The 11620-nt window shown below is 42.8% G+C and carries 8 protein-coding genes; 7 read left to right on the top strand and 1 reads right to left on the bottom strand.

Annotated features, from left to right (window positions below):
• Window positions 1-123: 123 nt before the first annotated feature.
• Genes CHX27_RS02240 through CHX27_RS02230 form a run of 3 tightly spaced genes read left to right on the top strand, consistent with a single transcriptional unit; the run spans window position 124 to window position 3612 of the window.
• A complete protein-coding gene (locus tag CHX27_RS02240; protein ID WP_094485139.1) occupies window positions 124-1503 on the top strand; it encodes an MFS transporter in 1380 nt (459 codons plus the stop codon).
• Window positions 1487-2686 (top strand): glycoside hydrolase 100 family protein, encoded by a 1200-nt coding sequence (locus CHX27_RS02235; RefSeq protein WP_094485138.1) that lies wholly within the window; start codon window positions 1487-1489, stop codon window positions 2684-2686. Before CHX27_RS02240 ends, CHX27_RS02235 begins: the two co-directional genes overlap by 17 nt.
• A complete protein-coding gene (locus CHX27_RS02230) occupies window positions 2674-3612 on the top strand; it encodes a carbohydrate kinase family protein (RefSeq protein WP_094485137.1) in 939 nt (312 codons plus the stop codon). Before CHX27_RS02235 ends, CHX27_RS02230 begins: the two co-directional genes overlap by 13 nt.
• A 38-nt stretch (window positions 3613-3650) precedes the next feature.
• Here CHX27_RS02230 and CHX27_RS02225 read toward each other — a convergent pair whose 3' ends face one another.
• Window positions 3651-4646 (bottom strand): polyprenyl synthetase family protein, encoded by a 996-nt coding sequence (locus CHX27_RS02225; protein WP_243388939.1) that lies wholly within the window; start codon window positions 4644-4646, stop codon window positions 3651-3653.
• 208 nt (window positions 4647-4854) lie between these two features.
• Between CHX27_RS02225 and CHX27_RS02220 the strand changes: the two genes are divergently transcribed.
• The 4 genes from CHX27_RS02220 to CHX27_RS02205 are packed head-to-tail and all read left to right on the top strand — an operon-like array spanning window position 4855 to window position 11448.
• Window positions 4855-5451 (top strand): TetR/AcrR family transcriptional regulator, encoded by a 597-nt coding sequence (locus CHX27_RS02220; protein WP_094485136.1) that lies wholly within the window; start codon window positions 4855-4857, stop codon window positions 5449-5451.
• Window positions 5452-5456: 5 nt separating this feature from the next.
• Window positions 5457-6809 (top strand): TolC family protein, encoded by a 1353-nt coding sequence (locus tag CHX27_RS02215; RefSeq protein ID WP_094485135.1) that lies wholly within the window; start codon window positions 5457-5459, stop codon window positions 6807-6809.
• 21 nt (window positions 6810-6830) lie between these two features.
• On the top strand, window positions 6831-7964 hold the full coding sequence (locus CHX27_RS02210) for an efflux RND transporter periplasmic adaptor subunit (RefSeq protein WP_094485134.1): 1134 nt from the start codon (window positions 6831-6833) through the stop codon (window positions 7962-7964).
• A 25-nt stretch (window positions 7965-7989) separates the two neighbouring features.
• Window positions 7990-11448 (top strand): efflux RND transporter permease subunit, encoded by a 3459-nt coding sequence (locus CHX27_RS02205; RefSeq protein WP_094485133.1) that lies wholly within the window; start codon window positions 7990-7992, stop codon window positions 11446-11448.
• The last annotated feature ends 172 nt before the right edge of the window (window positions 11449-11620 follow it).

Below are 11620 nucleotides of genomic sequence, written 5' to 3'. Positions count from 1 at the left end.
TTTTATTGATTTTTAATCAATTATGTTTTTTGTCGTGTACTAAATTTTTTTTCATATTTTGTTTAGTTAATGGTTCCCGTTTCTTTCCCAAGTTACGGGAACCTTTATTAAAAAAAGCGTGTTATGAGTAACAAACCTAAAATGTCTTTCTGGCAAATTTGGAATATGAATTTCGGGTTTTTCGGAATTCAATTCAGCTTCGGATTGCAGCAAAGCAATATGAGCGCCATTTATAAGTATCTAGGAGCCGACGAAGCCTCGTTGCCCATGCTGTGGTTAGCCGGACCGGTTACTGGTTTGATTATTCAACCCATTATTGGTGCGATGAGCGACAATACCTGGTCGCCAAAATTTGGAAGAAGAAAGCCGTATTTTCTTATCGGTGCTGTAGTTTCGAGTATAGCGCTTATAGCTATGCCGTTTTCTTCTGCTTTATGGATGGCTGCAGGATTATTGTGGATTTTAGATGCCGCCAATAATATTGCCATGGAACCCTATCGTGCATTTGTAGCCGATAAACTTCCTAAAGATCAGCACGCCATTGGGTTTCTCATGCAAAGCTTTTTCGCAGGTTTAGGAATCACGCTTGCCAATTTTACGCCTGCTATTTTAGTAATGTTAGGAATACTTTCTATTAGCGACAAAGCCGAAAATGGTATTCCGATTTACACCTACTATGCGTTCTTTATCGGTGCGGTTGCCGCCATCGTTTCAGTGCTGCTTTCGGTTTCAACGACTAAGGAGTACCCGCCAACTGAAGAAGAATGGCGAGAAATTCAAGCGCAAAAAGCCAAGCACAATCTCATTTCCAGCGTTTGGAACGAAATTGTGGAAGCAATGAAAACCATGCCTTTAACAATGAAACAGCTTATTCCAGTGAAGTTTTTTACTTGGTATGCCATGTTTTGTTACTGGGAGTTTATCACCTCGGCGCTGGCACAGAATGTCTTTAAAACCACCGATCACAATGCGGTCGGTTTTTCTCAAGCACAATTACTTACCGGAAATCTAAACGGCACATACAACATCATTTGTTTTGTAGCGGCGTTTGCATTAATCCCGCTTGCGCTGAAGATTGGTGCCAAAGGCGTTCATTTCATCGCATTGTTGCTCGGAGGTTTGAGTTTGATTGCCATGCCGTATCTCGACAATACCACAGTGCTGCTCACCATACCGAATCCGGTTGGATCAGACATTGTCATCAGTACAATTTATCTGTATGCATTAGGTTTGGGTATCGCTTGGGCCTCCATGCTCGCCATGCCGTACCAATTACTCGCAGGTTCTATTCCTGCCAAAAAACGCGGCGTTTACATGGGCATTTTTAATATGTTCATTGTAATACCAATGATTATTCAAATTTTTTCCATGCAGTATTTCGTGTACGATTTACTCGGAACCAATCCGTCTAATGTGATTACTCTCGCGGGAGTTTTCTTAGTGCTGGGAGCTGTTTTCACCTTATTAATTACTGTAAAGAATAAAAATGAAGTGGTTGATTAACGACGAGCAATTGCAAAAAGGCTATCACAATGCGATTGCGGTACTTCACCGCTGCAGCAGCAACATTGGTTTTTTAGCCAGTAGCGAAAACAAAGATAACTACCGACGCGTTTGGGCACGTGATGGCGTGGTGTGTGGTTTAGCAGCGCTGGCATCAAAAGATCAAACTTTAATTGCCACTTTTAAAAAAACCTTGCAAACGCTGGGAGATTTTCAACACGATTTGGGCATCATTCCTTCTAACGTTTATTTCTCCGACGGCCAACCAAAGATTAGTTACGGCGGTTTAGTGGGCCGAACCGACACCACTTGTTGGTACTTGCTCGGCTTGGCTTTGTATGTTCAACAAACGAACGATTGGGCATTTTTAGAAGAAACCCAATCTATCATTCAAAAGGCATTGCGGCTTCTAGATACTTGGGAATACAATACCGGAGGTTTGTTGTATGTACCCCTTTCGGGGAATTGGGCCGACGAGTACATCGTAGAAGGTTATGTGCTGTTCGATCAAGTATTGCGTTTGTGGGGCCTGAGCGCCTTACAACAGCTACAGCCCGCCGCTGATCTGAAATCGAAAATAGCGCAAATTCGAACTAAAATTTACGACAATTTCATTCAGCTCGATGAAGCAAAATCTTTGCATCCGCGCACCTTTTCAATGGTAACTACACAAGAATACGTGCCGGCATGTTTTAGCCCTGCCGGTTATAAAAATTATTTTGATGCCTTCGGAACGGCCATATTGCTATTTACCGATTTAGTACCTACCAATAGAGCCGAAAAAATGGCCGATTTCATGAGTAGTTTAACGTATGAAACCAAAACGAAATTAGTTCCGGCGTTCTGGCCACCGGTTTTTGAAACGGATGCCGAGTATCGACTTTTGTCGGAAAACCACAAGTACGAATTTCGGAATGCCGCTTACGAGTATCACAATGCGGGAAGCTGGTGTATGGTAAATGGCTTTGCAGGCGTTGCTTTGGCACAACACGGTAAAGTGGCAGAGGCTACAACTCTCTTGAAGGCCGTTAACGAAGCGAATTCGTTAGGTGAAAATGGTTTTTACGAACACCATCATTCTCTTACAGCCGAACCTAAAGGAACTCGCTACTGCGCGTGGAGTGCAGCCGGACAAGTGCTCTTAACTCAATCTTTAAATCAAGAACTTTCATGGAAGTTTTAAAAGCTGATATCATTTGCGCAGGCGAAATTTTGGTCGACTTTATCGGCCACGAATTGCAACCCATTGCACATACAAAAGATTACCACCGCTATTTGGGCGGTTCGCCAACTAATGTGGCCGTAAACCTACAACGCCTGGGGAAATCGGTTGCTTTAGTGGCAACTTGCGGGCAAGACGGTTTGGGAACCTACATTATCGATAAGTTAAAAAGTAATCAGGTTGATTGCCGATACATTCGTCAAACGATGGAGCATCCTACTTCGGTTATCTTTATCTCGAGATCTACCGAAACGCCTGAGTTTATTCCGTTCCGCGAAGCCGATTGCCAGATTCTAACCTCGCAATTTCCCGACGACTTGGTGCAAAATTGCCAAGTTTTTCACACCACCTGCTTTGCCCTGAGTAAAAATCCGGCTCGCGAGGCTATTCTCAATCGAGCGGCAGCCGCTAAAGCTGCGGGAGCACTTTTGAGTATCGATTTAAATTACGCTTCGAAAATATGGCCCGACCTGCTCGAAGCACATCAAATTATTCGCAGTTATTTGTCGCACGGTGCTTTGCTAAAAATCAGTAACGACGATTGTTATCGCTTTTTCGGAACACATAAATCGGAGAGTGAGATCTTTTCTTTTTTCCACAATTCGGGAGCTAAAATTATTTGCTTAACCAAAGGACCCGATGGTGTGAGCGTCTCGGCGGCAAATGGAGAAACGTTTTCCAAACCCGCTTTACCCATTGAATCTGTAAAAGACACAACGGGAGCGGGCGATGCGTTTTGGTCTGGATTTATTTTCGCGTATTTATCCGGCTACTCCTTGCCCGATTGTACCAAAGCCGCACAAAAACTAGCGCACATTAAATTGCAAAACGTGGGTCGTATTCCAGATAATATTCCGCTGCGCGAAGCGGTTTTTCACGGGATTTGAGGAATAAACACCAATTATCAGAAATCTAAAAATGTAGATTAAGATTGCCGTTGCATTAATTTTAAAGCAAAGGCACGAAGAACTTTTTGGTTATCTTCAGAAATGCCTAATTGTTCGATCGTTTGTAAAGCATCGTCGGTAAACTTTTCAATCGCTTCTTGTGTGCGTGCAGCCGCGTTTGTTTCTTGAAAAATGTGTTTCACACGGGCTATTTTTTCTGTTGGATCTTGAGGTTGCCCGCTAAACCATTGTTCGAGTTCTTCAACTAGCGTTTTGTTATCACTTTGTTTTGTGAGAAGGTAGAGATAGGTTTTTTTGTTTTCGATGATGTCGCCACCAACTTGCTTGCCGAAGGTTTCCGGATTTCCGAAAGCGTCGAGATAATCGTCTTGAATTTGAAATGCGATTCCCAAATTCAATCCGAAATCATACAGCAATTGCGCTTGTTCTGTCGTAGCGCCGCCAATTAAAGCGCCCATCTTAAAAGCACAAGCCACTAAAACAGCGGTTTTGTAAGTAATCATGTGCAAATATTCGGGAATTGTTACGTCCGAACGCAATTCAAATTCAACATCCCATTGCTGTCCTTCGCAAACTTCTAAAGCTGTTTTTGAAAACAGTCGAAATAACGCAACTTGTAATTGAGCCTCGTATTCTTCGAGTTGCTGATATGCCAAAATGAGCATGGCATCGCCAGAAAGTATGGCGGTATTGGTATCCCACTTTTCGTGAACGGTTTGTCGGCCACGTCGCAAAGGTGCCGCATCCATAATATCGTCGTGGAGCAAGGTGAAATTGTGAAAGATTTCCACAGCTTTTGCCGCCGATAAAGCTCTTTTGTAATCGCCTGAATAAAACTGCGATCCCATCAAAACCAAAATAGGTCTCAGGCGCTTTCCGCCGTCTTGTAAAATGTAATCAATCGGCTCGTATAATCCTTTTGGCTCGCGCGCTGCGTATTGGTTCAATAAGGCTTCTTCAAAAGAAATTTTGTATTCAGACAGCATGTATCTTTTTTCGCTAAAGTAGGGCATTCCCACTAAATTTAAGCACCTTGTTTCTTGTAAATCTTTCGTTATGGCAGCGATTTTTCCCTTCCGCGAAAGCGAAAAATTAACCTAAACTATTGAAAAACATATCACTAGTATAGGCTTTTCACCCCAGTGTTAAAAAATTGTAAAAACTAAGGAAACTATTTTAGTATTAAAAGTTTCCAAGATACCTTTGTCGAAATTTTTGACGATGAAGGACAAAATAGTAGAACGTGCCACCGAGCTTTTCTTTAAGATGGGCTTTAAGAGTGTGACGATGGACGATATTGCCGCCGACATGTCGATTTCTAAAAAAACGATTTACAAGTATTTTTCGAATAAAGAGGATTTGGTTTCCGACAGTGTAACCCTGATACACAGTAAAATCATGTCGATGATGCACGACGTTATTGCCAAAGATTACAATCCGATAAAAGAAAATTTTGAAATTAGAAACATGTTTAAAGAGATGTTTCATATTGCTGAAGCATCGCCCGTGTACCAATTGCGGAAGTTTTACCCAGAGATTTATCAGCACATTTTACAAGTACAGTTTACCCAATGTAAACACTTTGTGCAGCACAATCTTGAAAAAGGTATCGAACGCGGGTATTATCGTGCCGACATCAACGTAACCGAATGCATTGGTTTTTATTACACCCTGATGTTCCACATCAACGAGACTTCTCCCTTGGAAAAAGAAGCTTGGCAGCGCGAATTGTACATACTGGAATATCATACCCGTGCTATTGGTACGCCCAAAGGCATCTCAGAACTCGAATCATATCTATCAATTCCAAATATTTAACCAAAATGAAGTACCTAATACCCGTAGTGACGCTGTTGTATGCTTCTGGAATTTTCGCTCAAGGCGGAACCGAAAGTCAACCGAAGAGCTACAATTTTAACCTGACAGAGGCCATTGCGCATGCGCTGGAGCACAACGCAAAAGTCATTAATGCAGGACGCGATATCGAAATTTCCCGAAAGAAAAAATGGGAAACAACCGCGGCTGGTTTGCCGCAAATTAATGCCGGAATCGATTACCAATACAATATCGAGATTCAAAAATCGGTGGTTCCAGCAGAATTTTTTGGAGGTCAGCCCGGCGAATTCACCGAGATTGCCTTCGGAACCAAACAATCCGCAATTGCCCGCTCAACCTTGTCGCAACTCTTATTCGACGGTTCGTACATCGTAGCACTTCAAGCGTCTAAAACGTATTTGAAATACTACCAAAATGCCAAGCAAAAAACCGATGCCGATGTGCGTGAAACCATAATTAACGCTTACGGTTCGGCGGTTTTAACCGACGAGAGTATCAAGATTTTGCAACGCAACAAGCAATTAGTTGAAAAGCTGCTTTCAGACACGCAAGAAACTTTTAAAAACGGCCTGATTGAAGAAGAAAACGTAGAGCAATTGCAACTTACTCTGGCCAGCATCCAAAGCAACTTAAACAACGTAACTCGTTTGCGAAACATTAGTTACAACATGCTTAAATACGAATTAGGCTTAGAAATTCAAGATCAGCTTACGCTAACGCAAACGCTCGATCAGTTGGCAACCGAAAGTGTAGCTACGTCTTTGAATGCCACCAATTTCGATGTAAAACAAAACATCGATTACAAAATATTGGAAAACCTCAACGAGCAACGCCAGTTGGAATACAAATTAGAGCGCAGTAAAGCACTTCCGAGCCTATCAGCCAATTTGAACTTTGGATACAATGCATTTAGCGATAGGTTTACGTTTTTAGACCGGCAACAACGTTGGTTGAACTACTCTTTTGTAGGTGCCAGCTTAAATATTCCGATTTTCTCTTCGTTTGCACGTTCGTCGAGAACACAACAAGCTAAAATTGCCATCGAACAAGCAAAAACGCAATTAATTGCCACTGAACAAGCGCTACAAGTTCAGTTTGCAAAAGCAAAAAGCGATTTCGATTTAGCTGTGGAAGAATTTCAAACAGCTAAAAAATCACTTGATTTAGCCGAACGCATCGAACGCAAACAACAAGTAAAATTTGTAGAAGGCTTGTCGACTTCTTTCGATTACAACGACGCTCAAAAGCAGTTGTATTCGGCGCAGCAAGCGTTTTTGCAAACCATGTCCGATATCATCAACAAGCGTTCTGCCTTAGAGCGCGTAATCTCATCAAACTAAACCCATCACATCCGTACCGTTATGAAAAAACAAATAATCCTTTGGTCACTAACCTTATTACTGGTCGCTTGCGGCGGTGGTAATTCAAATTCAACAGAAGATATCATTGCATCTAAAAATGTCGATGCCATTAAAAACAAACGTGCAGCCTTACAAGCTGAAATCACAAAACTCGATGCGGCATTGAGTTCTTTGGAAAAGAAAGTTTCGGAGTCGCTCGTAGAAGTTTCGGCTGTTCAAGACACCATTTTCAAGCACTACATCGAATTGCAAGGAAACGTAACTACTCAAGAGAACGTACTGGTACAGCCTGAGGTTCCGGGTGTTTTGGTTTCTTTAAACGTGAAAGCCGGACAACGCGTTTCTAAAGGCCAGATTTTAGGTCGCGTAGACGATGGCGGCGCAAGTGAAGGAATCGCAGCTTTGGAGAGTCAGTACGCCTTAGCTAAGACAACTTACGAGCGTCAGAAAAATTTATGGGACAAGCGTATTGGTTCTGAAATTCAATTCTTAAACGCGCAAACACAAATGGTAAGTGCGCAAAAGAGTTTAAATCAAGCTCGTGCACAACTCGCAAAAACGGTAATTAAAGCACCATTCAGCGGAACTATCGATGAGGTTTTTGTAGAAAAAGGCGAAGTTGTTGCCGCTAGCCCGCAAGGTTTAATGCGTATCGTGAACTTGGGTAAAATGTACGTAAACACTACAGTTCCGGAAATTTATGTAGGAAAAATCAAAGTGGGAACGCCTGTCGATATCACCATCGAAGGAACTGGAAAAACCTATTCAGGAAAAGTACGCCAGATTGCAAACAGCGTAAATCCAGAAAACAGAAGTTTTGGCGTAGAGATCGCGCTTCCGAACGACAATATGTTGCGTCCGAATCAAGTAGCGAAACTGCGTATTATCGATTACACCAATAAATCGGCTATTGTAGTTCCATCAAACGTAGTTCTTGACGATGCAGACGGTAAAAAATACGTGTTCATTGCCGATAAAATTTCAGGAAATTCCGGAATTGCTAAGCGCGTATTTGTGGAAGTAGGCCAATCGGCTGGAAACCTAACTGAAATCATCTCCGGTTTAACCGCCGATCAAAAAGTAGTCACCGAAGGCGCCTCGAACATTTCCGAAGGCATGAAACTAACATTTTAATTAGCTGCTCTAACAACTTAGACGTATGAGTCACCAGAAAAAAGAATTTGGCATATCGAGTTGGGCTGTCGATAATCGTGTAACCGTTTACATCATCACGTTCATTATCGTATTGGCGGGAACCATAGCCTACATCACGATGCCTCGGGAAGATTTTCCTGAAATCATCGAAAACAAAATATACATCTCTTCGGTGTTCCCTGGAAACAGCGCTGAAGACGTAGAGAAACTCGTTGTAAAACCTTTGGAAGACGAGATTAAGAACATCAGCGGCGTTACTAAAGTTACATCCAGTTCGTACCAAGATTACGGCATGATCATCGCCGAGTTTAACGAGAAAGTTCCCAACGAAGAAGCAAAAACACGCGTTAAAGATAAGGTCGACCTCGCCAAAGCAGACAGCGATTGGCCAAACCTCGACAACGGCAGTAAAGTGGAGCCGAGTGTATTTGACTTGAATATTTCTGAAGAAGTTCCGATTTTAAACATCAATCTTAAAGGAAATTACACCACCCAACAATTAAAGAAGTTTGGGGAGTATCTGGAAGATGAAATTGAAGACATCCCAGAAGTAAAACAGGTCGACATTCTAGGCGTCGACGACCGTGAGGTTGAAATTGCTGTAGACGTGTATAAAATGACGGCTGCCAAAGTTAGCTTCGACGATATTCAGCGCGCTGTACAGTCAGAAAACATGACAATTTCAGGCGGAAACCTTACCACACAAGGGGTTCGAAACAACATTCGTGTAGTTGGCGAAATCAAGCAACCGGTTGAATTAGAAAATATTATCGTTAAATCGTTTAACGGAACGGTATATCTAAAAGACATCGCTAAAATTGCTTTCAAAGAAAAAGAGAAAACTACCTATGCTCGTGAATCGGGTGAAGAAGTGGTGATGCTTAACGTGAAAAAACGTTCGGCACAAAACATGATCTCTGCCATCGAGCAAGTAAAAGAAATCTTGAAAGACGCGCAAGAAAACGTGCTTCCGAAAGATTTAGAAATTACGACCACAAACGACCAATCGTCGCGCGTGGAACACCAAGTAGACGAGCTTTCCAACCACATCATTTTCGGTATCATTCTGGTAATGATTGTATTGATGTTTACCATGGGATTGCGAAACTCATTGTTCGTTGGAGCTGCTATTCCGCTGTCGATGCTTATGGCCTTTGCTATTCTCGATGCGTTTGGAGTTACCTTAAATACCATGGTGCTTTTCGCCTTGGTTATGGGTCTGGGTATGTTGGTCGACGACGGTATTGTGGTAGTCGACAACGTTTTTGCCAACATGAAAAAAGGTATGGCACGTATTCCGGCATCAAAAATTGGTATCGGCGAAATTGCTTGGCCGGTAATCTCGTCTACGGCAACAACCTTGGCAGCGTTTTTCCCGCTAGGTTTGTGGCCCGGAACGCTGGGTAAATTCATGTTCTATTTCCCAATGACCTTGTCGGTAGTACTGGGTGCTTCGCTTTTCGTGGCTATGGTTATCAATGCGGCAATGACGGGCGGTTCCATGGATATCGAAGACCGCAACATCAGCAAACGATCATTGAAAATTTACACCATTGGTTTCGGAATCGCAGCGCTGTTGTTCCTTATTCCAGGACATGTGTACGATGTTAAAGCTTTGCGCGCTTTTGGTCACTTAGCCGTAATTGCTGTTGGTTTAATTTGGGCATATCACTTCTTTATCTTCAAATGGACGCAAGATTTCCAACATTCGTTCTTCCCAAAATTAGAAGTGAAATATCAAAAATTCCTGCATAAAATTCTGCACAAGAAAGCAGCATTAGTTTCTTTCTTCGGGATTATCGTCTTACTTTTCTTATCGTTTGTTCTTGTAGGAGTTTTTCCACGTGAAGTGCTCTTCTTTCCAAACAATATTCCTAACCAAGTAATCGTGTATTTGGAATATCCACAGGGAACCGACATTGAGAAAACCGATAAAGCCACGCGTTTTGTTGAAAAGCAAGTCATTAACATTATGAAGAAATACCAAGATCCGGGCGCAAGCGAAAACTGGTTGGCCGAGTCGGTAGTTTCTCAAGTGGGTATGGGCGCGAGCAATCCGAATGTCGATGCAGGTTCACAGGCCGAGACGCCTTATAAAGGAAAAGTAACCATCAACTTCCGAGAGTTCAAATTGCGTCGCGGCGTGAATACATCCGAGGTGATGGAAGAAATTCGATCGAAAGTAAAAATGGTGCCGGGCGCATCGGTTACCGTAGAAAAAGACGCTGCCGGTCCGCCGTCGGGTTATCCAATTTCGATCCAATTAACCGGATCCGATTACGACGAAATGTTGAAGGAAGCCGATAAAATGATTGCATTCATCAACACTAAAAATATTCCAGGTATCGAGAAACTAAAAGTAGATGTTAACAAAGAATCTCCCGAACTACGCGTAAACATCGATCGCGTAAACGCAGGAAGCTTAGGTACATCTACCGGAAGTGTTGGTTTTACCATGCGTCGTGCCGTTTACGGTCAGGAAATTTCAACATATAAAGAAGGCGACGACGATTACGACATTACCGTTCGTTTGCAAGAAGATCAAAGTAAGAACGAAAGCGTGTTGTTCAATCAGCCCGTTACATTCACCAATCAAAGAACCGGACAAGTAGTTCAAGTGCCCGTTTCTGCCATTGCGCAAACCGAGAAAATCAAAACGTTTAATCAAATCAAACGCCGCAATTACAAACGCGTTATGACGATTTACTCGAATGTACTTACCGGATACAACGCCGATGGTATTACTCGTACCATCCAAGCCGAGTTATCGGAATACAAAATGGGTAACGGAATTACTTATTCATTCTCGGGCGAGCAAGAGGAACAAGCTAAAAACCAAGCCTTCCTGATTAAAGCGCTGTTGTTGGCACTTTTCGGAATTGCAACCATTATTGTCTTACAGTTTAATTCGATTTCCAAAACAGGCATCATCATGTTTACCGTGTTGCTCAGTTTTTCCGGAGTGTTCTACGGCTACGTTTTTGCAGGAATGGACTTCGTGATCTTAATGACCATGATGGGAATCATCTCGCTCGCGGGAGTGGTCGTGAAAAACGGTATCGTGTTAATGGACTTCTTCGTTCTGCTGCTCGATGAAAAAGTAGCCGAGTACGGTGTCGAATCTCACGACGATTTACCTTTAAACGTAATTACAGAGGTAATCATCGAGTCCGGAAAGTCGCGTTTACGCCCGGTTTTACTTACCGCACTTACCGCCGTTTTAGGTTTAATTCCGTTAGCTATCGGCTTGAATTTCGATTTCTTCTCGCTCATAACCGACCTAAACCCGCACATATTCATAGGTGGAGATAACGTAATCTTTTGGGGGCCATTAGCCTGGACCATCATCTTCGGTTTAACCTACGCCACCGTGCTTACGCTGGTCATGGTGCCGGTGATGTTCTACCTGGTTAAAGCCACAAAATTCTGGTTACGCCGCCGCCGAACCGCTAAAACAGCTTAGTTCACTATTTTTAGATTTGTTTTGTTGAAAAGGTCTCTCCATTTGGGGAGGCCTTTTTTTTGGGCGGCAGTTCCGGCTATTCGCTGCAAGCTTGCCCACTCAGGTCGGCAAAAGCTAAAAACCGCAAGAGCTTCCTTTGGTCGCTATGCGGTTTTTGCTTTTGTACGCCCCG

The sequence above is a fragment of the Flavobacterium aurantiibacter genome (assembly GCF_002251775.1).
In the GTDB taxonomy this organism is placed as follows: Bacteria; Bacteroidota; Bacteroidia; order Flavobacteriales; family Flavobacteriaceae; genus Flavobacterium; species Flavobacterium aurantiibacter.
The sequence above is the reverse complement of the archived record's forward strand: the minus strand, read 5'-3'. Positions and strand labels throughout refer to the sequence as shown.

Excerpts from the sequence above, each read along its gene's own strand:
- CHX27_RS02240 (WP_094485139.1), top strand. The coding sequence starts at position 124 with ATGAGTAACAAACCTAAAATGTCTTTCTGGCAAATTTGGAATATGAAT.
- CHX27_RS02225 (WP_243388939.1), bottom strand. The coding sequence starts at position 4,646 with ATGCCCTACTTTAGCGAAAAAAGATACATGCTGTCTGAATACAAAATT.
- CHX27_RS02205 (WP_094485133.1), top strand. The coding sequence starts at position 7,990 with ATGAGTCACCAGAAAAAAGAATTTGGCATATCGAGTTGGGCTGTCGAT.
- CHX27_RS02210 (WP_094485134.1), top strand. The coding sequence starts at position 6,831 with ATGAAAAAACAAATAATCCTTTGGTCACTAACCTTATTACTGGTCGCT.
- CHX27_RS02230 (WP_094485137.1), top strand. The coding sequence starts at position 2,674 with ATGGAAGTTTTAAAAGCTGATATCATTTGCGCAGGCGAAATTTTGGTC.
- CHX27_RS02220 (WP_094485136.1), top strand. The coding sequence starts at position 4,855 with ATGAAGGACAAAATAGTAGAACGTGCCACCGAGCTTTTCTTTAAGATG.
- CHX27_RS02235 (WP_094485138.1), top strand. The coding sequence starts at position 1,487 with ATGAAGTGGTTGATTAACGACGAGCAATTGCAAAAAGGCTATCACAAT.
- CHX27_RS02215 (WP_094485135.1), top strand. The coding sequence starts at position 5,457 with ATGAAGTACCTAATACCCGTAGTGACGCTGTTGTATGCTTCTGGAATT.